This is a genomic window from Streptomyces sp. NPDC007896 (assembly GCF_042959425.1).
Lineage (GTDB): Bacteria > Actinomycetota > Actinomycetes > Streptomycetales > Streptomycetaceae > Streptomyces.
In genome coordinates this window covers 689,897-712,680 of record NZ_JBIBKX010000001.1, presented here as the reverse complement: position 1 = coordinate 712,680, position 22,784 = coordinate 689,897, and the positions used below count along the sequence as shown (strand labels likewise).

General features: G+C 70.5%; 21 protein-coding genes, 1 other RNA gene and 1 pseudogene. 6 read left to right on the top strand and 17 right to left on the bottom strand.

From position 1 onward, the window contains the following. Nucleotides 1-97 precede the first annotated feature (97 nt). The gene (locus ACFZDJ_RS03260; protein WP_391055715.1) at nt 98-1,534 is read left to right on the top strand and encodes an RNB domain-containing ribonuclease; all 1,437 of its coding nucleotides are present in this window, start codon (nt 98-100) and stop codon (nt 1,532-1,534) included. Here ACFZDJ_RS03260 and ACFZDJ_RS03255 read toward each other — a convergent pair. Beyond that, nucleotides 1,485-2,087 (bottom strand): hypothetical protein, encoded by a 603-nt coding sequence (locus tag ACFZDJ_RS03255; RefSeq protein ID WP_391055713.1) that lies wholly within the window; start codon nt 2,085-2,087, stop codon nt 1,485-1,487. The two genes, ACFZDJ_RS03260 and ACFZDJ_RS03255, sit on opposite strands and share 50 nt — an antisense overlap. After that, entirely contained in the window at nt 2,084-2,860 is a 777-nt protein-coding gene (locus ACFZDJ_RS03250) for a MerR family transcriptional regulator (protein WP_391055710.1), read from the bottom strand. Before ACFZDJ_RS03250 ends, ACFZDJ_RS03255 begins: the two co-directional genes overlap by 4 nt. Nucleotides 2,861-2,973: 113 nt before the next feature. Between ACFZDJ_RS03250 and ACFZDJ_RS03245 the strand changes: the two genes are divergently transcribed. The 4 genes and pseudogenes from ACFZDJ_RS03245 (at nt 2,974) to ACFZDJ_RS03230 (ending at nt 6,875) form a co-directional block, all read left to right on the top strand. Continuing rightward, nucleotides 2,974-3,801, top strand: coding sequence for an AraC family ligand binding domain-containing protein (locus tag ACFZDJ_RS03245; RefSeq protein ID WP_390927864.1), 828 nt, complete (start codon nt 2,974-2,976; stop codon nt 3,799-3,801). 49 nt (nt 3,802-3,850) lie between these two features. Beyond that, a pseudogene (locus tag ACFZDJ_RS03240) lies at nt 3,851-4,678 on the top strand (DMT family transporter); the annotation flags it as partial. A gap of 94 nt (nt 4,679-4,772) precedes the next feature. Next, an RNA gene (rnpB, locus tag ACFZDJ_RS03235) (RNase P RNA component class A) lies at nt 4,773-5,188 on the top strand. 871 nt (nt 5,189-6,059) lie between these two features. Further along, on the top strand, nt 6,060-6,875 hold the full coding sequence (locus ACFZDJ_RS03230) for an SAM-dependent methyltransferase (RefSeq protein WP_391055708.1): 816 nt from the start codon (nt 6,060-6,062) through the stop codon (nt 6,873-6,875). A gap of 20 nt (nt 6,876-6,895) precedes the next feature. Here the strand turns inward: ACFZDJ_RS03230 and ACFZDJ_RS03225 are convergent, their stop codons facing one another. Then, a complete protein-coding gene (locus ACFZDJ_RS03225; RefSeq protein WP_391055706.1) occupies nt 6,896-7,060 on the bottom strand; it encodes a hypothetical protein in 165 nt (54 codons plus the stop codon). Nucleotides 7,061-7,201: 141 nt separating this feature from the next. On the opposite strand from ACFZDJ_RS03225, the gene ACFZDJ_RS03220 reads away from it, so the two are divergent. Beyond that, on the top strand, nt 7,202-7,741 hold the full coding sequence (locus ACFZDJ_RS03220; RefSeq protein ID WP_391055704.1) for a hypothetical protein: 540 nt from the start codon (nt 7,202-7,204) through the stop codon (nt 7,739-7,741). A gap of 155 nt (nt 7,742-7,896) precedes the next feature. Here the strand turns inward: ACFZDJ_RS03220 and ACFZDJ_RS03215 are convergent, their stop codons facing one another. The 14 genes from ACFZDJ_RS03215 to ACFZDJ_RS03150 all read right to left on the bottom strand — a co-directional run bounded on the left by ACFZDJ_RS03215 (nt 7,897) and on the right by ACFZDJ_RS03150 (nt 22,697). Next, nucleotides 7,897-8,700: a hypothetical protein gene (locus ACFZDJ_RS03215; RefSeq protein WP_391055702.1), complete on the bottom strand. Its 804-nt coding sequence runs from the start codon at nt 8,698-8,700 to the stop codon at nt 7,897-7,899. A gap of 48 nt (nt 8,701-8,748) precedes the next feature. Beyond that, complete coding sequence (locus ACFZDJ_RS03210) at nt 8,749-9,207, bottom strand: hypothetical protein (RefSeq protein WP_391056811.1); 459 nt, start codon at nt 9,205-9,207, stop codon at nt 8,749-8,751. A 113-nt stretch (nt 9,208-9,320) separates the two neighbouring features. Continuing rightward, a complete protein-coding gene (locus ACFZDJ_RS03205) occupies nt 9,321-10,610 on the bottom strand; it encodes an MCE family protein (protein ID WP_390927871.1) in 1,290 nt (429 codons plus the stop codon). Further along, entirely contained in the window at nt 10,607-11,896 is a 1,290-nt protein-coding gene (locus ACFZDJ_RS03200) for an MCE family protein (RefSeq protein WP_390927873.1), read from the bottom strand. Before ACFZDJ_RS03200 ends, ACFZDJ_RS03205 begins: the two co-directional genes overlap by 4 nt. Next, nucleotides 11,893-13,017, bottom strand: coding sequence for an MCE family protein (locus ACFZDJ_RS03195; protein WP_391055700.1), 1,125 nt, complete (start codon nt 13,015-13,017; stop codon nt 11,893-11,895). The genes ACFZDJ_RS03200 and ACFZDJ_RS03195 overlap by 4 nt, the downstream gene beginning before the upstream one ends. Further along, nucleotides 13,014-13,994: an MCE family protein gene (locus ACFZDJ_RS03190; protein WP_391056809.1), complete on the bottom strand. Its 981-nt coding sequence runs from the start codon at nt 13,992-13,994 to the stop codon at nt 13,014-13,016. The genes ACFZDJ_RS03195 and ACFZDJ_RS03190 overlap by 4 nt, the downstream gene beginning before the upstream one ends. 281 nt (nt 13,995-14,275) lie before the next feature. Next, nucleotides 14,276-15,376, bottom strand: a complete 1,101-nt coding sequence (locus ACFZDJ_RS03185; RefSeq protein ID WP_391055697.1) for an MCE family protein — start codon at nt 15,374-15,376, stop codon at nt 14,276-14,278. Continuing rightward, nucleotides 15,373-16,608: an MCE family protein gene (locus ACFZDJ_RS03180; protein WP_391055695.1), complete on the bottom strand. Its 1,236-nt coding sequence runs from the start codon at nt 16,606-16,608 to the stop codon at nt 15,373-15,375. The genes ACFZDJ_RS03185 and ACFZDJ_RS03180 overlap by 4 nt, the downstream gene beginning before the upstream one ends. Before the next feature lie 5 nt (nt 16,609-16,613). Then, nucleotides 16,614-17,417: an ABC transporter permease gene (locus ACFZDJ_RS03175; RefSeq protein WP_121416332.1), complete on the bottom strand. Its 804-nt coding sequence runs from the start codon at nt 17,415-17,417 to the stop codon at nt 16,614-16,616. A 3-nt stretch (nt 17,418-17,420) separates the two neighbouring features. Next, complete coding sequence (locus ACFZDJ_RS03170; RefSeq protein ID WP_391055693.1) at nt 17,421-18,191, bottom strand: ABC transporter permease; 771 nt, start codon at nt 18,189-18,191, stop codon at nt 17,421-17,423. Further along, entirely contained in the window at nt 18,188-19,132 is a 945-nt protein-coding gene (locus ACFZDJ_RS03165) for an ATP-binding cassette domain-containing protein (RefSeq protein WP_390928684.1), read from the bottom strand. The genes ACFZDJ_RS03170 and ACFZDJ_RS03165 overlap by 4 nt, the downstream gene beginning before the upstream one ends. Nucleotides 19,133-19,323: 191 nt before the next feature. After that, nucleotides 19,324-20,367: a sigma-70 family RNA polymerase sigma factor gene (locus ACFZDJ_RS03160; protein ID WP_391055690.1), complete on the bottom strand. Its 1,044-nt coding sequence runs from the start codon at nt 20,365-20,367 to the stop codon at nt 19,324-19,326. Between the two features lie 54 nt (nt 20,368-20,421). Beyond that, nucleotides 20,422-21,480, bottom strand: a complete 1,059-nt coding sequence (locus ACFZDJ_RS03155; protein ID WP_390927883.1) for a lytic murein transglycosylase — start codon at nt 21,478-21,480, stop codon at nt 20,422-20,424. 404 nt (nt 21,481-21,884) lie between these two features. Next, the gene (locus ACFZDJ_RS03150) at nt 21,885-22,697 is read right to left on the bottom strand and encodes a LysR substrate-binding domain-containing protein (RefSeq protein WP_391055687.1); all 813 of its coding nucleotides are present in this window, start codon (nt 22,695-22,697) and stop codon (nt 21,885-21,887) included. Nucleotides 22,698-22,784 lie beyond the last annotated feature (87 nt).

Here is a 22,784-nt window from a genome sequence, read left to right as displayed (position 1 = left end):
TAAGGGGTCCTCCCGGACGTCGAACGCGCTCGGGGCGCTGCCCATATGCCCGGACGCTCGGGGTGCCGCCCGCAGGCACGCGACCTACGCTCGACCCATGCCGTGCCGCCACATCCGCGCCACCTGCGTACCGGGGGCTCCTCTGCAGGCCGCCCTGTGCGCCCTGCGGACCGAGCTGGGTGTGCCCGCGAGTTTCCCGCCCGGCGTACTGGAGGAGGCCGCCCGGCCACCCCGCCTGCCTCCCCACGACGCGACGGACATCCCCTTGTTCACCATCGACCCGCCGACGTCCACCGACCTCGACCAGGCGATGCACCTGTCCCGCCGCGAGAACGGCCGCGGCTACCGCGTCCGGTACGCGATCGCCGACGTCGCCGCCTTCGTCGCCCCCGGCGGCGCCCTCGACGCCGAGGCGCACCGCCGCGTGACGACCCTCTACTTCCCGGACGAGAAGGTCCCCCTCCATCCGACCCGGCTCTCCGAAGGCACCGCCAGCCTCCTGCCCGACCAGACCTGCCCCGCCGTGCTCTGGACGATGGACCTGGACGCGGACGGCCGCACGGAGCGCGTCGACGTACGCCGGGCCCTCGTCCGCAGCCGCGCCAAGCTCGACTACGCGCACGTACAGAAGTCGATCGACGACGGCACGGCGGAGGAACCGCTCGCCCTCCTCAAGGACATCGGGACGCTGCGCGAACGCCTGGAGGTGGAGCGCGGCGGGATCTCCCTCAACGTCCCCGAGCAGGAGATCGTCGAGACGGACGGGACGTACGAACTCGTCTACCGCGCCCCGCTCCCCGCCGACGCCTGGAACGCGCAGATCTCCCTGCTCACCGGGATGGCGGCGGCCGACCTGATGCTCGCGCACGGCACCGGCGTCCTGCGCACGCTGCCCGCCGCCCCCGACGGCGCGGTCGGCCGCCTTCGCCGTACGGCCAGGGCCCTGCACATCGACTGGCCGCACCACGTCTCGTACGCGCGACTCGTCCGCTCCCTCGACCCGCGTCTGCCGCGCCACGCCGCCTTCCTCCAGGAGTGCACGACGCTGCTGCGCGGCGCGGGCTACACGGTGTTCCGAGGCGGCGTCCTCCCCGACGTCACCTCCCACGCCGCCGTGGCCGCGCCCTACGCCCACTGCACGGCCCCCCTGCGCCGTCTCGTCGACCGCTACGCCTTGGAACTCTGCCTGGCCGCCGCCGCGGACGAACCGCCCCCCGACTGGGTCCTCGCCGCGCTCGACACCCTCCCCAAGGAGATGGCCGAGGGCTCCCGCCGCGCGGGCGTCGTGGAACGCGAGTGCGTCGACATCGTCGAGGCCGCGCTCCTCAAGGACCGGGTCGGAGACATCTTCGACGGATCCGTGGTGGACGTGATGGAGCGTCAGCCCACGGTAGGCACCGTCCAGTTGGAGTCCCCCGCAGTCGTCGCCCGCATCGAGGGCGGCACGGTGACGCTGCCGCTGGGGGAACGACTGCGGGTCCGCCTCACCCAGGCCGACCCGGGGACGGCGAAGGTGCAGTTCGCGCCCGCGTGAGGGCCCGTACGAGTTCGTCGGGGTCGTCCGCGTGCAGCCGCACGAGACGAATGCGACGTTCCCGGCCCAGGAAGGTGAAGTGCGTTACGGGGGCGACCAGTTCGAGGGTCACATCGGTCTGGGCGCCCACGGCGAGGTTCAGTTCGCCCTCGGCGGGCTCGTGCGTGGTGCGCAGCTCGCGGCGCACCGTCGCGATGTCCGCCAGGGGTATCCGCAGGTCCACGTGCGCGCGGTCGCGGACGCGTAGGTGCGTGGAGTCGAGGATGTGCGGGCGCGTCACGCAGGCCGCGTACATGCCGACGACCATCAGCACGGTGTAGACGTCGAGGACGAGAACGACCGCGTGGACGACCGGCCACCCGCGCAGCAGCACCGCCATCCCGACCGTCTCGACGACGCACACGAAGGCGAGCCCCCACATCATGGCGCCCTGGCCCCGCGCGTGACCGAAGGGGCGGCCCTCGCGCGTGCCGTGCGTCCGCCGGGTCACCCACAGCAACAGGCTCGCGAACAGGCGCAGTTCATGCCGTACGAGGGCGCGCGCGATCCTCATCGCCCGCGCTCCGTGAACATCAGCATCGCCCGCCGGATCGCCTCCGCCTGGGCCGGGGCGACGTCGGCGTAGAGGGCGCGCAGAAAACTGTCGTCGAGGCCGGGAGCGAGGTCGGCCTCCGTGAGCAGGGAATCGGGCAGGCAGTCGGCGAGTGCCCGGGCCGCCTCGTCCACGCGCGGGTCGTCCCGGTCGTCCCGGTCGTCCGGGTCGGCGTCGGCGAGCGCGTCGAGGAGCGCGTACACCTCGTGCGCCCGTGCCACGGCGGAGGGCGTTTCGAAGGCGTTGCCCAGCGCTGCCATCAGCCGCTTCCGGTTCTCGGGCGAGGCCACGGTGTCGATCAGAGCGAGCACCTCGCGGTCCCTGGCGGCCATGGGGGACTCGGGGCCGTGCGCCATCCCCGTGAGCAGCGCGGCCAGTTCGGGAGAGACGGGGCCCTCGGCGGGCAGGTTCCCGTCCCGGTCCAGCAGGGCGCGCAGCCGCTCCCGCCGCTCCCGGATCGCCGCCTCCTGCCGGGCGAGATCGGCGTCGAGCTCCTCCAGCACTTCGGCGAGATCGCGCCCCGCGTCGTCCGCGAGCACGTCCCGCACCTCGGCGAGCCCCAGTCCCAGTTCGGTCAGCCGCCGGATCCGGGCGAGCACGACGGCGTGCCGCAGTGTGTAGTCCCGGTAGCCGTTGGGGCGCCGCTCGGGCTCCGGCAACAGCCCGAGATGGTGGTAATGCCGCACCGTCCGCGTGGTGACACCGACGGCGACGGCGAGTTCTCCGATCCGCATGCCCTCAGTAGAAACGTTGACGTTGCGGCAAGGTCAAGCGAGGAGGTCCTCGTCGGCATGAAAACGCGGGCCGCCGGCGTTGCACCCCTGACGAGACGACCGGGGAGGCGGCCATGGGGGCACGACGTGAAGAGGCCCGCTGGACCCGGGCCGCTCTCGGCCGTGACGGTCCGCCCCTCGACCTGCTGACCGCACACTTCGACCAGCACCGCTACGCACCGCACGCCCACGACGAGTACACCATCGGAGTCTGCGTCGGCGGCTCCGAGATCATCGACTACCGGGGCGGCCGCATCCACACCGGCCCCGGCTCGATCGTCGTCCTGGCTCCGGGCGAGATGCACACCGGCGGCCCGGCCGCTTCCGACGGCTACGCCTACCGGGCCCTGTACGCCGAGCCTTCCCTGCTCACCGAGGGAATTCTGGGCAGCCCCCCGCACTTCCGGGACCCCGTCCTCGACGACCCCGAACTGGCCGCGGCCCTGCGCGCCGCCCACACGGACCTGAGCGCCTGCCCCGACCCCCTGGAGGCCGAGTCCCGTCTCCCCTGGCTGCTGACCGCCCTCGCCCGCCGCCACTCCACGGCCCGCCCGGCGTGCGACACGGTCCCGGGCGCGGCGCACATCGCCTTCGCCGTACGCGACCGTCTCGCCGACGAACTCCAGGCACCCCCGTCACTCGCCTCCCTCGCCATCGACCTGGGCCTCTCCCGCTACCAACTCCTGCGCGCCTTCCGTACGACGATGGGGATACCGCCGTACGCCTGGCTCGCCCAGCACCGGGTGAACCGGGCCCGCGCCCTGCTGGAGAGCGGCCTGCGCCCCGCCGAGGTCGCCCCGCTCGTCGGCTTCGCGGACCAGGCGCACCTGACGCGCTGGTTCCGCAGGGTGCTCGGGGTGACCCCGGCGGCGTACCGGACAAGCGTGTCGCCGACGGCGTAGCGCAACAGCGTTCAAGACAGCTGACCGCACGGCAGCCGAAACTCCCCCCATGAGTGCACGCGGCTGGTTCCTGTTCTCCCTGATGGGAGTGGTCTGGGGCATCCCCTACCTGATGATCAAAGTGGCGGTGGACGGCGTGTCCCCGTCGACGGTGGTGTTCACGCGCTGCGCGGTGGGCGCGGCGCTGCTGCTTCCCTTCGCGATCTGCCAAGGGGGCCTTACTCGGACCGTACGAACGTACTGGCGCCCGATGCTGGCCTTCGCGTGCATCGAGATAATGATCCCTTGGTGGACCCTCACGGACGCCGAGCGTCACCTCTCCAGCTCCACGGCGGGCCTGCTGATCGCCGGGGTGCCGATCGTCGGCGTGGCCGCGGCCCGCCTCTTCGGCGACACCGAACGCCTCGGCGCCCGCAGGATGACCGGCCTGGCCCTCGGCCTGTCCGGCGTCGCGGTCCTCACCGTCCCGCACCTGACCGGCGGCGACGCCCGCTCGCTCGCCGAGGTACTGCTGACGGTGATCGGGTACGCGACCGCCCCCGTCATAGCCGCCCGCCACCTCAAGAACGTCCCCTCGCTCCACCTCACGGCCGCCTGCCTGACCCTGGCGGCCCTGGTCTACGCCCCCGCCGCAGCCCTCACCCACCCCTCCGGGCTCCCCTCCCCGCAGATCCTGGCCGCCCTCGCCGGCCTCGGCGTCATCTGCACCGCGGTCGCCTTCGTGGCCTTCCTGGAACTGATCAAGGAGGCGGGCCCGACGCGGGCGACGGTGATCACGTACGTCAACCCGGCCGTCGCCGTCGCCGCGGGCTCCCTGTTCCTCGACGAACGCCTGACCCCCGGCACCGTCGCGGCCTTCGCCCTGATCCTGGCGGGCTCGGTCCTTGCGACGGCGACGGCGAAGGCGAAGGTGACGTCAGCGGCCGGACCAAGGCGCACCCCACGCCCGGTACCATGGTCCACACGGCAGACGAGCCGGGCGGACGGCCGCGTGGAGGTCCTTGTGGACCTTCCCGAGGAACGTCCGGGCTCCACAGGGCAAGGTGGTGGCTAACGGCCACCCGGGGTGACCCGCGGGACAGTGCCACAGAAAACAGACCGCCGGGGACCGTATTCGTATGGGCCTCGGTAAGGGTGAAACGGTGGTGTAAGAGACCACCAGCGCCTGAGGTGACTCAGGCGGCTAGGTAAACCCCACCTGGAGCAAGGTCAAAAGGGGCCGCTTGGTGACAGGCGGTCCTGCGCGGACGATCGAGGGCTGCCCGCCCGAGTCCGCGGGTAGACCGCACGAGACCGGCGGCAACGCCGGTCCTAGATGGATGGCCGTCTCCCCGGCCGCCGCGAGGCGACCGGGCGACAGAACCCGGCGTACAGCCCGACTCGTCTGCCGTTTAGGGGCTCTGATCAGCGAACGGGCTGGTCAGGGGCCCTTTTCGGGCTTAAGTTGAGAACGCTGGAGGCGTTCGTACTGGCTGCCACCCCGTCCCAGTACGCCGCTTCGATCTCCCATCGCACCGGCTCCAACAGCGCGAGCAATTTCTCCTCGGCCAGTGCCCTGCCGAGGCTGCCCAGCCGGTGGCCTGGTGGACAGCGATGCCGATGCCAGGCCCTGCTCGGCGGCGAGAGATAGGACAGCAGCCCCAACCGGCGCGAGCTGCGCCGGCGCCGGATCCTGCCGCTGATCTCCCGCAAGGGTGCCCGGAATGTCAAGGACCCAGGCAAACTCCGCTACGTCGTCGAGCAGACCTTCTCGCTCCTGCATCAGCTCAAGTGCTTGGCCGTCCGCTGGGAGAGTCGCCTCGACCTGCACGACGCGCTCCTCAATTGGACCAGCGGCACGCTCCTGACTTGTTGAATCGAGCCCAGGCGCTCGTTCTGCAGCCGTAGCGTCCAGGGTGTCGGTCGGCACGGGCCCGCAGTGCTCCTTGCTGCCCTCGGGCTGGCTCACTGATAGCGTGCCGCCGCCGGCCGACACCCGCGTGGGGCAGCGAAGAAACGAGCCGGATCACCGGTCGACAGGATCCTGCCACCGGAAGGCGGTACATCAAGCACCAACCACCCAAGGCGGCTTCCGCCTGTGTCCACCCGCCGATCGCCAACAGCCTGACACCGGCGCAACGGCTCCGGTCGGTCGAGGGCCCGGCGCCGCTGGCCCAACCACTCGGAAGGAAGGCATGAACTAGCAAGCAAGAAACGGGAGTTCGATCGTAGGATGTGCGGCGAATGATCCCGCCCCGGTTGAAGGACGTACACGACTCATGAGTGACCCTGTGACGACGCCCGAACCGGCGGAGCAGCAGAAGATCGACACGTCGGTGCCGCACTCCGCCCGTATCTGGAACTACTGGCTCGGTGGCAAGGACAACTACCCCGTCGACGAGGCGGCCGGTGATGCGTACACCGAGGTCTTTCCCGGGATCGTCACCATCGCCCGTTCCAGCCGTGGCTTCCTGCGTCGCAACATCGCGTATCTCGTCTCCGAGGCGGGCATCCGGCAGTTCCTGGACGTCGGTACCGGCCTTCCGACCGCGCAGAACACCCACGAGGTCGCCCAGGGGCTCGCTCCCGAGGCGCGGATCGTCTACGTCGACAACGATCCGATGGTGCTCGCCCACGCCCGCGCCCTGCTGTACTCCACCGAGGAGGGCGCGACCGCCTACATCGACGCCAACGTGACGGACCCGGATCGCATCCTTGAAGTCGCCGCCGAGACGTTGGACTTCGGTCGTCCTACCGCGCTCATCCTCAGCAACATCCTGGGCCATGTCGCCGACTACGATCAGGCCCGTTCCATCGTCACCCGGCTGATGGGCGCCCTGCCCTCGGGTAGTTACCTCTCCATCAACGACGGGTCGCGCGGCATCGACCCGGTCTTTGAGCAGGCCCAGGACGCCTACAACAACAGCGGCGCCGTTCCGTACAACCTGCGCTCCATTGATGAGATCACCGCGTTCTTCGACGGTCTGGAGCTTGTCGAGCCCGGTGTCGTCTCGGTGACGGAGTGGCGTCCGGAGCCCGGTTCGGGCGTCCCGGAGGTCATCGCCGAGCACGGTGGACTTGCGCGTAAGCCGTAACGACAGGAGTGGTGCGGCGGTCAGGCCGACGGTAACGGGTCGGCCTTGCCGGAGGCGGCGGTGCTACCGCCGTACCGTTTTCCGCGCTGTCGGCACAGGCCGATGTGGGCGATGTCGAGCGCGCTGCACGCGATGTCCAGACCGAGGTAGAACGGCAGGAAGAGCAGCGTCAGGCGGCTGCGCACGCGGAAAACGCTGAGGTCTCACGGGGCGGTTGGTGCTGGACGGGCCTCTGCGCCGCAATGGGCTACTCCACTGTGCACAACCTTCCGGAAGGCCGCCGGTCTGAACAGACACACACCTACGCGAGCTACCGGGGGGTAGTCATGCGACGGATAGGTACTGCACTGGCCGCGATGATGCTGGCGGGTGGCGGCCTGTTGGCCGGCACGGTTCCGGCGGTGGCCGCGCCGACGGCCGTGGACTGTGCCGTGACGTGGGGGAGCCTGGACAAGACGGGTGACTCCGTTGCCTCCAGGCGACTGACCGACGTGAGGGCCGGACAGCACGAGTGCTTCGACCGGCTGGTCTTCGACGCCCAGGGGACGGGGGCCGACCCGATCGGTTACACGGTCCGCTACGTCGACGTACTGCACCAGGACCCGAGCGACGTCGTGGTTCCGATCAAGGGCGGAGCCATTCTGGAGATCTCGCTGTTCTCCTCGCGCTACGACCCGGCGACCGGACAGCCCTACCCGCCGCTTCCGTCCGTCAACGTCACCGGGTACCGGACCTTCCGGGAGTTCAAGTTCACAGGTGGCTCCGAGGGCTACACCCAGGCCGGACTGGGCGTCCGCGCCCGGCTGCCGTTCCGGGTCTTCCAGACGGCCAACCATCTCGTAGTGGACGTGGCGCACACCTGGTGATCCCGTACGGCCGGGGGTGCGCCCGCCTCTGATCGAGCGGTACGTCGAACACGGCGATGCCCGCACCTACGCCGACCAGGCCGGGCAGGCGGCGTCCGCGATCGGAGCTCACAAACCCGCCTCGTCTGCCCTTCAGCCCCCGGAAGAAGCAGATGTCAGAGCGCGTCGACCCCGCTCACCCTCCAGCCGTCGGACGTAAGGGCCACCGTCATCCGCACCCGGTTCAGGTCCACGCGGGAGCCCGAGACCTGGGTGCTCGTGGTCACCTGGTTGACGAAGAGGAGGACCACGGCCCGGTCGGCCGAGGCCGAGATCACGGAGGCCGCCGGGGAGCCGCCGGTGGGCTGCGCCACCGTGGCCTTCACCACCCCGTGGTACTTACTGGCCGTCGGCCCGACCACCGTCGTGGTGGTCTTCCGGTACTCGTCGCGGAAGTGCCCGGTGAGCCGGGCGCGGGCCGCGGCGAAGTCGCGGTCCAGGTGCCTGTAGTCGTACGACAGCACGACTGGCGCCGCCTGGCGTGCGGCCGCGAGTGCCTGACCGCGTGCCTGTTCGGCCCGCACGCCCTCCCGGTAGCGCCACCCGAGAACGGTGGCCGCGACCAGGCCCGCCAGGAGCAGGACACACAGGGCGGCGGTGAGCAGCCGCCGCCGACCGTGCCGCATAGCCGTACCGGGGCCGGGCTCGCCCTCCTCCTGCCGCGGGTCCTCCTCGAAGCACTCCGGCGAGGGCTCGGGCGGGTCGTCCCAGCCGTCCTCAGCGGGGGCCTCGATGAGCACGGTGCGGCCGGCGGTCGGTGCCTCGGGCCGTCCCGGGACCTCCTCGTCGGTGGACGCCGGGTCCGGTTCGGGGTGGCCGCGCTCCGCGCGCTTGGCCGCCGCGCGGGCGGCCGCGGTCATGGTGCGCCGGGTGCCGGATCCGGAACCGGAGCCGCGGCTTCGGGTGGTCGTCTTCGCCACGGTCTTACTCCTCATGTCCTCAGGGGTTGTATGGCGGGGAGGGCGCGGTCAGCCGACGAACTCGACGTCGGAGGTCAGCCAGCGGCCGTTTCGGTGCACCAGGTCGAGCTGTAGGCGGTAGGTGCGCGCCTCGCCCTTGGGGGCGGCGGTGTTGGTCACCTTGCTGTCGGCGACCACCAGGACGCGGGCCGAGTGCTCGTCGGAGCGGACGATGCCCGCGTCGAGGATCTGGCCCTCGGACACGGACTCGTTCGCGGCGACGAGCTTGGTCAGCTGCTCGGTCTGCGCGGCGAACTGCTTCTTGAAGTCGCCGGTGGCGCCCTGGAGGACGTTCGCGCTGTCCCGGTCGTAGTGCCGGTAGTCGAGCGAGGTGAAGTTCAGCGCCGACTGGCGGGCCGCGGCCAGGACGTCCTGGCGCCGCTGCGCCCTGTCGTGCTGGTCGTAGAGCCCAAGGACCAGCCAGATCGTCAGCGCCGTCGTGAGGACGGTCGCCACGGCGAGCGCCACCGACCACGCCCTGCCCGACCACGCCCTGCTCGACAGAGCCTTGCCCGACAGGGCCTTGCCCGACAGAGCCTTGCCCGACACGGTCACGCTCATGGTCCTGTTCATGGTCCCGCTCATGCCATCGGCCCTACTAGCAGCCATTGCCACGACTCCTTTCCGAACACCGCCTGTTGGCCGCCCGTCGAGCCGATCTCGACCGGTCTGCCGTCCGGGCCGGTCGCGGTGCCGGTCTCCGGGTCGTAAGGCGTGACGTACGGCGTCACGTACGCCGCCTGGTTCGCATCGCCGGAAGCGGCCGACGCGCCGGGGGCGTTCTGCGCGCCCCGTACCGACGTCTTGCTTCCGCGCGGGGCCGTGCAGCGCGCGTCGGTGTTCGCCTCGCGCGGGCTGGTGTCCGAGGGGTCGCGCCGTGCCGTGCCGTACCCCTGGGTGCACGGCGGCGGGTCGTCGGCGTTCACCACCAGGCCGAAGTGGGTGGTGCCGTCGCCCGGGACGACCGTGTAGCTGCCCGCGACCAGTGCCGGGAAGGTGACCAGGGACTGCTCCACGCCGGGCAGGTTGGCCAGCGTGACCTGGCCGCCGCTGATCAGATTGGCCAGCAGGACCGACAGCCGCGGTGAGATGTTCTTCAGCAGCGAGTTCACCTGCTGCGCGGCCGGTGTCGCGTTGCCGATCAGCTTGCGCAGGTCTCCGTCGCTCGACTTCAGCTGTGCCGTGAGAGCCGCCAGGTCGTGCGCGAACGACTTGATGGACGAGCCCTGGTCGGACTGCGTCTTGAGGACCTTTCGCGAGTCCTCGATCAGCGAGATCGTCTGGGGGAGTGACTCGGAGGCCGACTCCACGAGCGCGTTGCCCGAGTCCACCAATCGGCTCAGATTCGGGCCGGTACCCGAGAAGGCCTTGCCCAACTCGTCAACGGTGACTCGCAGATCGTCCTTGCCGACCGAGTTCACCAGCCGGTCCAGGCTCAGGACCAGGTCCGTCGTGGGCAGTGGCACGCGCGTGCTGCCGCGCGGGATGGCGCTGCCGTCGAGGAGGTATGGGCCATGCGCAGTACGTGGCTGCAGATCTACGTATTGCTCGCCCACCGCCGAACGGTTTGCCACCACGGCGAGGGTGTCCGCCGGGATGCGTGGCGTGCCGTCCTTGATGTCGAGAGCGACCGAGACGCCGTCGGAGCCGGTCAGCCGCAGCGCACCGACGCGACCCACCGGCACCCCGCGGTAGGTGACCTCGGCGCCGGTGAAGATGCCCCCGGAGTCGGCGAAGTCCGCTTGCACGGTGTAGCCGCGGCCCAGGACGTCGTCCACCAGACCGGTGTACTCGGCGCCGACGTACGACACCCCGACGGCGGTGACGGTGGCGAAGGCCAGGAGCTGGGCCTTGACCGTACGGGTGATCACGGCTGAACCCCCTTCAGCATCAGCTCCGCGAGCGCGAGGTCTATCCCCTCGGGCAGCCCGCCTTGGGTGGTGTAGCCGCTGGTGCACACCGGCGGGCACAGCGGCCCGCCCCCGCCCGAGGGGCCCGACGGCACCGAGGGGGACGACGGCAGGCTCGGTGTGCTCGGCAGCGCGGTGGGTGTCGGCACGCTCGGCAGATCGGGGAGATCCGGGAGACCGGGGAGATCCGGTACGTCGGGAGTGCCGGGCTTCTGGGAATCGCCCTTGCCCCGGCCGGAGTTGCCGTCCGCCAGGTTTCCGTAGAGGTCGGACAGATTGAGGTCGGCCGTGATGTCGAGGTTGACGTAGTCCCCCTTGATGGCGTCCACCACGTTGCGCGGGAAGGGGTAAGTGGTCAGCAACTCAAGGGAGTTGGGCAGATCGTCACCTGCCTTGTTCAGCTGCTGCAGGATCGGCCGCAGCTGCTTGAGGTTCGCGACCGTGTCGTCGTGCGACGCCGTGATCACCTTGGATCCTGTCTTGCCGAGCTTCGAAAGGGCGGTGAGCATCCTCGTCAGATCGCGCCGCTGGTCGGCCAGGACCTTCAGGGCGGGTGGCATCGCGTCGACGGCCTGGGCGATCGTCTTCTTCTCCTTGCCGAGCCGTCCCGCGAGCCGGTCGACGGCCTCGAGGGCGTGGACGATGTCCTTCCGTTGGTCGTCCAGGCCGCCGATGAAGGTGTTCAGCTCCTTGAGCAGCGATCTGACCCGGTTCTCCCGGCCGTTCAGGGCCTTGTTCAGCTCCACGGTGATCGTCTTGAGCTGGGCCACTCCGCCGCCGTTGAGCAGCGCGGAGAGCGCGGACAGCACCTCCTCGATCTCCGGATTGCGGCCGCTGCGGGACAGCGGGATGCGGTCGCCGTCGCCGAGCCGGCCCACCGGGGCCGTGCCGGTCGGGGCGGAGAGCGCGACGTACTTCTCGCCGAGCATGCTGGTCTGCCGCAGCTCGGCGACCGCGTTGGCGGGCAGCTTCACCGAGTCGGCGACCCGCAGCCGTACACGCGCGTGCCAGCCGTCCAGCCGCACCTTCTCGACCGCGCCCACGGTGACGTTGTTGACCTTCACCGCCGACTGGGGTACCAGGTCGAGGACGTCGCGGAACTCGACAGTGACGTGGTACGCGTGGCCGTCGGCGGCGGCTCCGCCGGGCAGCTGGACGTCGTACCAGCCGTTGAACTCGCACCCGGAGAGCAGCAGCGAGCCGACCGCGGCCCACGCGACCGCCCCGGCCTTGCGCAGTGCGCTCATGCGCTCGCCCCCAGAATTCCGCCGAGCGTCCGGTCGACCGTTCCCGTCACCGCGGAGCCCTGAGGCACCTTCGGCAGGGAGTCGAAGAGATCCTTCAGCTCCTTGCAGTCGGGGTTCTTGCCGCCTTCGTCGCCGGTCGTCCTCAGTACGGAGCACAGCAGCGAGGCCGGATCCTGCGCCTGCTGGGCGTTGTTGCGGGTGTCGAGGGTGCCCGCGGACGGGTTGTAGGCGTTGTTCAGGTTCGACAGACCCGTGGGGGCGACCTCCAACAGCTCGGCCAAAGCGGCCCTTTGGGTGACGAGCACCCGGGTCACCTTGCTGAGGCCCTGCACGTTCGAGGTCAGCGACTTCTTGTTGTTCTTCACGAAGTCCGACACGTCACCGAGCGCCGTTCCCAGGTTCTTGAGCGCGTCCGCGAGGTCCTTGCGCTCGCCCGCGAGCTGTCCGGCGACCTCGGCGAGGTCGGTGTTGAACGACCGCACGCTCTTGTCGTCGGCGGCCAGCGCCGCCGTGAACACCTGCAGGTTCCGTACTGTGCCGAAGAGGTCCGTGCGGCCGTCGGACAGCGTGGTGACGGCCTGCGAGAGGTCCTCGACCGTCTGGTTGAGGTTCTCGCCCTGGCCGTCGAGGTTGGCCGCGCTCACCGAGAGCAGCCGCGACAGCGAGCCGTCCTTGTTGGCGCCGTTGGGGCCGAGCGCGTCGGCCGTCGTGTGCAGACTGTCGAAGATGCGATCCAGCTCGACCGGCACGGCCGTCCGCGTCTCGGGGATGACGGCGCCGTTCCGCAGTACCGGGCCCTTTCGGTACACCGGCAGCAGTTGTACGTAACGGTCGCTGACCACCGAGGAGTTGATGATGGCGGCCTTGGCGTCCGCCGGCACCTTGCGGCCTTCGTCGTACTTCAGCTCCACCCGTACCCGGTCGCCCTCCGGCGTGATCTTCTCGACCTCGCCGATCCGGACGCCGAGGACACGGACGTCCGAGCCGGGATAGATGCCGACCGTGCGCGGGAAATACGCGGTCACGTGCACGGACTCGGAGCGCGGCCACAGCACGTAGGTGAGCGCGGCGACGAGGGCGAGTGCGGTGACCACGGCCACGCGCCTCTTCAGGTTCTTCACTGCGTGCCTCCCGTGCGCGGCACCACCGGAGCGGCGACCAGGTTCTGGACGTAGCTGTCGAACCAGCGGCCGTTGCCGAGGGTGTTGCTGAAGACCCGGACGTACGGTGCGAGCAGCTTGACGCTCCGGTCGAGGCTCGACTGATTCCGTTCGAGCATCTGCACCACGCGATTCAGGCCCTTGAGCGCGGGCCCGATCTCCTTGTCGTTGTCCTCGACCAGACCGGAGAGCTCGATGCCCAGCGCTGCGGAGCTCTTCAGCAGCTTGTGGATCGCCTCGCGCCGCTTGCTGATCTCCTTGAACAGCTGGTCGCCGTCCTTGACCAGCGCGGTGAAGTCCTCGGAGTGCTCGGCCAGCACGCCCGTGACGCCGTTCGCGTGGTCGAGGAGTTCGCCCAGCGCCTTGTCGCGCGAGGCGACCGTCCGGGAGATCTTCGACAGGCCCTTGATGGACGCCCGTACCTCGGCGGGCGAGTCCTGGAACGTGGTGGAGATGGTGTCCAGGGCCTTCGCCAACTGGTCGGTGTCGACCTTCTCCGTCGTCGTAGTGAGATCGCTGAACGCCTGCACGACGTCGTACGCCGGAACCGTCCTCTTCAGCGGTATCTCGCCGCCGGGCTTCAGCTGTCCCGGTCCCTTGGGACGCAGCGCGAGGTACTTCGCGCCGAGGATCGTCTTGACCCGGATCGAGGCGCCGGTCTCGGTGCCGAACCCCGGATCGCCCTTGATCTTGAAGGTGACCTTGACGTGGTCACCGTCCAGATCGACGTCCTCGACCTTGCCGACCTTGACGCCGGCGATCCGCACCTCGTCGCCGGGCTTGAGGCCGCCCGCCTCCGAGAAGGCCGCGCTGTACGTCTCGCCGCCGCCGATCAGCGGCAGGCTGTCGGCGTTGAACGCGGCCGCGGTCAGCAGCGCGAGGAAGGTGAGACCGACGGCTCCGATCACCACGGGGTTGCGCTCGCGGAACGGGGTCAGCCGCGGGCGGCGTATCCGTATGCGGGGCAGCTTGGGCGGGTCGATGCGGACTTTGACCAGGGGTTCCGGGCGGCGGGGGCGGGGTGCCCGGCGCGGAAGCAGCCGTATCTTCGGGAGCTTGGGCGGGTCGATGCGGACCTTGACCAGGGGTTCCGGGCGGCGGGGGCGGGGTGCCCGGCGCGGAAGCAGCCGTATCTTCGGGAGCTTCGGCGGGTCGATGCGGACCTTGACCAGCGGCTCCGGGCGGCGCTTACGGGTCCTGCGCGGAAGGAAGTGCTTTGTCATGCGCCGCACCTCGCCCTCGCCACGTGCAGCTCGGGAGTGAGCACCTGCTTCGTCTTCGGCAGCACGATCCGGCCGTCGAAGTCGCAGAGGTAGAAGTTGAACCACGAGCCGTAGGACGCCGTCCCCGTCAGCTCGCCCAGCTTGTTCGGCAGCCGCTTCAGCACGCCCTCCACGGTGTTCTCGTTCTTGTTCAGCGTTCCGGTGAGATCGGTCAGCTCGGCGATGTCGTCCTTCAGGGGCGGACGCGCGTCCTTGAGCAGCCCCGAGGTGGCGTCCGTCAGATCGCCGATGCCCACCAGGGACTGCCCGATGGGCTTGCGGTCGGCGGACAGCCCCGAGATCACCCGACGCAGCTGCTTGAGCAGCCCGGAGAAACGGGCGCCGCGCTTGTCCAGCGTCCCCAGCACGGTGTTCAGGTTGTCGATCACCGAGCCGATCAGCTTGTCGCGGCCGGCCAGCGTCGTGGTGAGCGAAGCCGTGTGCGCGAGCAGGCTGTTGACGGTGCCACCCTCGCCCTGGAGGGTCCGGATGATCTCGGTGGCGAGCTGGTTGACGTCCTGCGGGCTGAGCGCCGCGAACAGTGGCTTGAAGCCGTTCAGCAGCGCGTTGAGGTCCAGCGCGGGCTGGGTGCGCGACAGCGGGATCGTGGCGCCGGGCTTCAGCCGGGTGCCGTCTCCCGCGCCCTCGGTCAGGGCGACGTACCGCTGTCCGACCAGGTTCCGGTAGCGGATGACCGCGCCGGTGCTGTTCAGCAGCGGCCGGTCCTCACCGACGGTGAAGGTGACCTCAGCCAGCGTCCGGTCCTTGATCCGGATGCCCTCGACCTCGCCGACCCGCACCCCGGCCACCCGGATGTCGTCGCCCTTCTCCAGGCCCGTCACGTCGCTGAACACCGCGCGATAGGTGTGCTCGGGGGTGAGGGAGATGTTGACGATGGTGGCGGCGAGCAGGGCCGTCGCCAGGATCGTCACCAGGGCGAAGAGGCTGAACTTGATCAGCGGGGCGGCGGCCTGCCGGGCTCCTGACGACCTCGTGGTCCTCGTGGTCCTCGCGGTCCTCGCGGTCCTCGCGGTCTTCGTGATCTTCGTGATCCTCATGCGACGCTCACCGCCGTCCCGCGCGCCATCGGTCCGAACAACAGCGTCGCGACCGGCGGTACCTCGTCGGCGGGTACGCCCATGACGGGCGCGACGAGCGAGCCGACGGAGCGCTGCTCGGCCCGGGTGGCGGAGACGCCGAGAGGACTGGAGGAACTCCCCTTCTTCGACCCGTCGTTGAGGTGCACCCCGGGTGCGGGCACCTGGGGATGGGGCAGGTCGCGGCAGTTGGGCCCCGACCGGTCGTCGTAACGCGGCTCCTCACCCGGCTCGTACGCCGCCTGCTGTCGGACGACCTCGAGCGTGATGTGCATCTTGCCGCCCCGGAACGCCTGCTCGGATGCCTGCTCCTCGCGCACCAGGCCGGCAAAGAGGCAGGGGTACTCGGGCGAGTAGCGGGCGAAGAGATCGAGCGTGGGGCGCGAGACCCGGCCCAGGGTGATCAGCCGGTCGCCGTTCGCGTCGAGGAAGTCGTCCGCGGTGCCCGCGGCAGTGGCCGTCGTGGTGAGCGCGGACGCGAGCCGGTCCCGCTGCTCGACCAGGGTGCGGCTGGTGGTGACGGTGTTGCGCAGGATCTCCATCAGGTCGGGAGCCGCGTCGCCGTACACCTCGGCGACATCGGCCAAGCGGGCGAAGTCCTCGGTGAGGGACGGCAGGTGCGGATTGAGCCGGTGCAGATAGTCCTCCACGCGCGTGAGGTTGTCGCCGATCCGGTCGCCGCGCCCCTCTAGGGCGCTGGCGAACGCGGAGAGCGTGGCGTTGAGCTTGCCGGGCTGCACGGTCCGCAGCAGCGGCAGCAGGTCGTTCATCAGCTGCTGGAGCTCGATGCCGACGCGGGTGCGGTCCTGGGTGATGACGTCCCCCGCGCGGATGGGCCTGGCCGAGGAGCGCGCGGGCGCGACCAGGTCGACGTACTTCTCGCCGAACAGGGTCTTGGGCAGCAGGCGTGCGTGCACGTCGGACGGGATGGACGCGACGTACTCCGGCTTGAGCGCGATGTCGAGCGTCGCCTTCGTCCCGTCGGCGTGCACCGCGCGCACCTCGCCGACCAGCAGCCCGCGCAGCTTGACGTCGGCGCGGGGATCGAGTTGATCGCCGATGCTGTCGGCCTCCAGCTCGATCCGTACGGCCGGGGTGAACACCTGTTGGTACACGGCGACGGACAGGGACAGCAGCAGCGCGAGCACGGCGAGGAACACGACGCCGTACAACCGCAGTCTCAGCACTCTCATACGGCTCACCCCGCAATCCGTACGGTCGTGTTGGCGCCCCAGATCGCGAGCGACAGGAAGAAGTCCAGGACGTTGATCGCGACGATCGAGGTGCGCACGGCGCGGCCCACGGCGATGCCGACGCCCGCCGGGCCGCCGCTCGCGTAGTAGCCGTAGAAGCAGTGCACGAGGATGATCAGGACGGCGAAGACGAGCACCTTCCCGAAGGACCACAGCACGTCGACCGGCGGCAGGTACTGCTGGAAGTAGTGGTCGTAGGTGCCCGCCGACTGCCCGTAGTAGCCCGTGGTGATGGTGCGGGCGGCAAAATACGAGGACAGCAGTCCGACCACGTACAGCGGGATCACCGCGACGAAACCGGCGATCATCCGGGTGGTCACCAGGAACGGCAGCGAGGGCACGCCCATGACTTCGAGGGCGTCCGTCTCCTCGCTGATCCGCATCGCGCCCAGCTGCGCCGTGAACCCGGCGCCCACCGTCGCGGACAGCGCGAGCCCCGCCACCAGTGGCGCGATCTCCCGGGTGTTGAAGTACGCCGAGAGGAACGCCACGAAGTTCGAGGTGCCGAGCTGGTTGAGCGCGGCGTAGCCCTGGAGGCCCACCTCCGTGCCGGTGAAGAACGACAGGAAGGCGATGACGCCGACCGTGCCGCCCACGACGGCGAGGGCGCCGCGTCCGAAGCTCACCTCGGCGAGCAGCCGCAGGATCTCCTTCTTGTAGCGGCGTACGGTGCGGCCCGTCCACGCCAACGAGCGGCCGTAGAAGGACAGCTGGCTGCCCAGTTCCTCCAGACGATTCAGCAGCGCCATGACTCAGCCCCTCTGCGGAACGACTTGGAAGTACACGGCGGTCATCACGAAGTTCGTCACGAACAGCAACATGAAGGTGATGACCACCGACTGGTTCACCGCGTCGCCCACGCCCTTCGGGCCGCCCTTCGCGTTGAGTCCCTTGTACGAGGCGACGATCGCGGCGATCGCCCCGAACACCAGCGCCTTGATCTCGGCCGCCCACAGGTCGGAGAGCTGGGCGAGCGTGGTGAAGGAAGCGAGATACGCGCCCGGCGTGCCGTTCTGCAGGACGACGTTGAAGAAGTAGCCGCCCGCGACGCCCACCACCGACACCAGGCCGTTGAGCAGCACCGCCACCACCATCGACGCCAGGACCCGCGGAACGACCAGCCGGTGGATGGGGTCGATGCCCAGCACCTGCATCGCGTCGATCTCCTCGCGGATCTTCCGCGCCCCGAGATCCGCGCAGATCGCCGTGCCGCCGGCGCCCGCGATCAGCAGCGCGGTGACGATCGGCGAGGCCTCCCGCAGCACCGCGAGGACCGAGGCGGCCCCGGAGAAGGACTGGGCGCCGAGCTGCCGGGTCAAGCTGCCGATCTGCAGCGCGATGACCGCGCCGAAGGGGATGGACACCAGGGCCGTCGGCAGGATGGTGACGCTCGCGACGAACCAGGCCTGCTGGATGAACTCCCGCGCCTGGAACGGCCGCCGGGGGATGGTCCGGACCACGTCCAGCGCCATCGCGAAGAGGTTCCCCGAGTGCCTCAGCGCCCCGGCAGGTGACAGCCTCATGCGCCGGTCACCGCCTTCCGGTGCAGCTCGGCCTCGCGTCTCGCGATCGCCTCCCAGCGGGGCGGACGGGCGATGCCGGGGCCCGGCATCAGGCGCGGCGTCATGTCGTTGCCGACGTGGCGGGGTTTCCGGTCCGCGTCGCCGAGCCGCGCCAGCTCCTGCTCGACCTGCGCGGCGTCCTTCTCCTCCGCCATCCCGATCGGCCCCTGCATCCGGCCGTTCAGAAACTGCCGTACGACGGGCTCGTCGCTGGTCAGCAGCTCCTCACGGGGCCCGAACATGACCAGCTCACGGCGGAACAACAGCCCGATGTTGTCCGGCACCTGGCGGGCCGAGGCGATGTCGTGCGTGACGATCAGGAACGTCGCGTTGATCTGCGCGTTGAGGTCGACGATCAGCTGGTTGAGATAGGCGACGCGTACGGGGTCGAGGCCGGAGTCGGGTTCGTCGAAGAGGATGACCTCGGGGTCGAGGACCAGGGCTCGGGCGAGACCGGCTCGCTTGCGCATGCCGCCGGAGATCTCGCCGGGCAGCTTCCCCTCCGAACCGATCAGCCCGACCATGTCCATCTTCTCCAGCACGATGCGCCGGATCTGGCTCTCGGACTTGCGGGTGTGCTCGCGCAGCGGGAAAGCGATGTTGTCGTACAGGCTCATCGAGCCGAACAGCGCGCCGTCCTGGAACAACACCCCGAACAGCTTCCGCACCTCGTACAGCTCGTGCTCGCGCAGCTTGGTGACGTCCCGGCCCGCGACCTTCACGCAGCCCCGGTCCGGCTTCAGCAGTCCGACGAGCGTCTTGAGGAACACCGACTTGCCCGTGCCCGAGGGGCCGAGCATGACCGAGACCTCCCCGGCGGGCAGCGTCAGCGAGACGTCCTGCCAGATGACCTGGTGACCGAAGGACTTGGTCAGCCCTTCCACACAGATCTCGACACCCATCCGGTCCACCCTTCGGCCGTGGAGCAGCTCCGACATCTGCTCTACGGGGAGGGGCCGGGCGTCCGTCGCGGCGGAGACGGTTTTTTTCGGGGATCTTGCGGCCGGGTTTCCGGCGGCTCGACGGCCGCGCTTTTTCCGCTGGTTCTACGGCAGTCCTTTTCCGGCGGTTCTACGACAGCTTTCCGGCGGTTCTACGGCAGCGCGGTCGGGGTCGGTACGTCGACCGGGGCGGAGGACGTGGCGGGAGCCTCCGGGAGGGCCGGAGGCGTCGTCGGGACCGTGGACGTGGCCGGCAGAGCGGGGAGGCCGGGCACGCTCGGCAGGTCGGACACGCCGGGGACGCCGGGGACGGACGGCACCGGTGACAGCGAGGCGTCCGGCAGCGGTGGCACCGACAGAGGCAGCAACGACCGGTCGTCCTCGCCGGGCGGCACCGTCGGCGTCGCCGCGTGGGACGCCGAGGCGGCCGACTGATCACGGGCGTTCGGGGCGGCCACCCGGCCGACGCCGTCGGGCCGGACGGTCTGCGTGGTCGCCTGGGCCATGCGGGACACGGAGGGTCGGGGAGCCGTGCCCGGCCTGTCCCCGTCGTGGACGTACGGCAACACGAACCCCGCCACCACCAGGGTCGCGGCCGTCGAGGTCACCGCCACGGCCTGCGCGTGTCCGCCCGCGCGTAGCTTGCCGCGCCCCCACAGGAACAGGGCGAGGCCCAGCGTTCCGGCCAGCGAGTTGCGCAGTGTGCGCCGGGCCCGGGCGAGCAGCGACTCGACGGTGCGATAGCTCAGCTCCATGCGCACGGCGACCTGGCCGACGTCGAGCCCCTCGGACTTCAGCCGGAGCGCCTCGGCCTGGCGCGCGGGCAGCTCCCCGCTGCGCACGGCCAGCCATCTGGCCTCGGCCCGGTCGCACACCGCCTCCTCGACGGGCACCGGACCCGGCGCGGTGAGCGTGGGGCTGCGGTGTACCTCGGCCTCACGGTTGACCTGGCGATGCCGATCGACGCACAGCCGCATGGTCACGGTCGTCAGCCAGCCGCCGAGGCGCTCGTCGTCCAGCTCGGGGCGCTCCGCGGCGCGCAGCATGGCCTCGTGCACCGCGTCCTCGGCGTCCTCCGGGCTCATCGACCTGCGCCGGGCCACCTTGAGCAGTTGCTCGCGGTGGCTCCACATGCGCTGCCAACGGTCGTGGGCCGCCTGTATCTCCGCAGGCATGTCCGGCATGTCCGTCGCCATGAGGGCCCCTTTGCGCTCACCCGCCGGTCCTGTGCCGTCCGGCGGGTGGTGACATTACCGCCCGGTAGTCGCGGTTGTGGAGGGGGCGGAGGTCGTCGAGTCCCGGCTGTTACTGGTCAGCGGACCGCCGCTGGGCAGCAGGTCGCCGCCGGGCAGTTCGATGTCCGCGCCGGGCGAGGGGAGTTGGGGCTTCTCCGTCGGAGTGGCCCCGCCCGCCGGACGGGACGTGCCGGGGGTCGGCGAGGGACGTGCGGACGGTGTCGGGGAGGGGACGGCGCTCGGACGGGCGGACGGTGTCGGCGAGGGCTTCGGCGTGGACGGCGGCCGCGACGGCTCCGGGTGCGCCGAGGACTTCGCGGAGCTGTCCGGCACCACCCGGTACCCTTCCAGGAAGTACGCGTACCAGGCCCTGACCGTGCGCAGATACGCCTCCGAGTGGTTGTAGCCGAGGACCGCCCGGTCCAGCTCGGCCGGGTCGGAGAGGTCTCGTCCGCCCGCACACAGGTAGCGCCCGGCGGCGAGCGCCGCGTCGAAGACGTTGTCCGGGTCGGCCCGCCCGTCGCCGTTGCCGTCCGTGCCCCAGCGGGCCCAGGTCGACGGGATGAACTGCATCGGTCCGACCGCCCGGTCGTAGGCCGCGTCCCCGTCGTACGCGCCGCCGTCGGTGTCCCGCACGACGGCGAAGGCGCCGCCGTCCAGCCGCGGCCCGAGGATGGGCGCCACGGTCGTACCGTCCGCCGTCACCCGACCGCCGCGCGCCTGCCCGGACTCCACCTGGCCGATCGCGGCCAGCAACTGCCACCGCAGCCGGCAGCCGGGCGCGGTGCGTGCGAGTTCCGCCTCGGCGTGCCGGTAGGCGGCGAACACGCTCCCCGGCAGCGCGGCGCCCGCCACCGACACCTCGCCCTTGCGTTCCCGGGTCCGCAGCGGCGGGAGGTCGGTGCGGTACCGGGTGTCGCCCGACACGCTCGGCCCCTGCTCGGCGGGCGCGTGCCGCGGGGATACGGAGGCCCGTGCCGGGACCGCCCCCGGCGCCTGTGACGCGGTCAGCGCCGCCATGGCCGCCGCCGCGATCACCGTACCCCTGGCGCCTCTGACTCTGTGCCCTGCCACGTCGCGTTCCCCTCCCTGTGAGCTGATGTCGTCTGCTCTACGGGGCAGGGCGGCGGGTCCGTCGCACGGAGCGGGGCGATTTCGGGAACAGGGTCCGCACGCGCGTCCGTCACGATCTCCCCGAGCGGCCGGGGCGGCGCGGTCTCGAGGACCCGGCGGACGCGACCATCCCTGAGCTGACGGCACATCAAGTACGTAACCTGGGCAGGGCGGATAGAAGTAGGCGCAGCCTCGCCGAGGCGAACCTCAAAGCGCCGGCCGACGCCCGTTCCTTCGAGCGCGGGCTCGGGTACCTCGACGCGGTGTCCGGGGTCGAGGTCGGTGACAGCTCGGTCACCGGGACCGTCCACGGTACGGAGCGGTACGAGGTGGAGCGCTGGTCGCGGCCGACATGGCCACTTCCGTCAGACGCGGTGTTCCGACAGTGCGTGTGCCGCGGTGGTCAGGAAGTCGTTCACGTGCCCGTCGCGGCGGCCCTCGAGTACGGCGAGGCAGAACTCGGTCGGCGGGACGTCGGTCACCGGCCGGTGTACCAGGTCGGGGCGCGAGTAGGAGCGCGCGATACTGCGTGGCAGCAGCGCGATGCCCTTCCCGGCCGCGACGAGTTCGAGTTTCTCCTCCACCGTCGCGGTGCGGCGCGCGTGGAAGTCCAGGATCGTCTCGCCGTCGAGGGCGGCCAGGGTCAGCCGACGGCGGGACGCCAGGGGGTGGGTGGTGGGGAGGCATACGACCTTCGGTTCGCTGCCCACCGGGATGGTGCGGATCCCCTCCGCGTCGAAGGGGTGGCGCAGGAAGCCGACGTCGGCCCGGCCGTCCCGGAGCGCCTCGCCCTTCTCGTACCAGTTCAGGTGGAGCAGTTCGACCTCGATGCCGGGGTGGGTCCGGGTGAAGGCGCGGACCGCGGGGGAGACGCTCAGACCGGGGGCGAAACCGACGACCAGACGGTCGGTGCGGGCGGCGCCGTGCACCCGGCGGGTGGCGGCCTGCGCGGCGGCGAGTACGCCCGGTGCGTCTTCGTAGAGTTGCCGGCCGGCCGGCGTCAGGCGCACGCTGCGGGTCGTACGCACCAGCAGTGTGCAGCCCAACTCCTGTTCCAGCGCGCGGATCTGACGGCTCAGCACGGGCTGTGCGATGTGCAGTTGCCGGGCGGCGCGGCCGAAGTGCTCGTGCTGCGCGACCGCCGTGAAGTACCGCAGTTTGCGCAGGTCCAGATCCATGCCCTGAGGGTATCAATGTGCCGGAAGAGGTATTGGACGCGTGACGTCGGGCGAGCGCAGAGTGACGGGGCACGGTGTTCGGGCAGC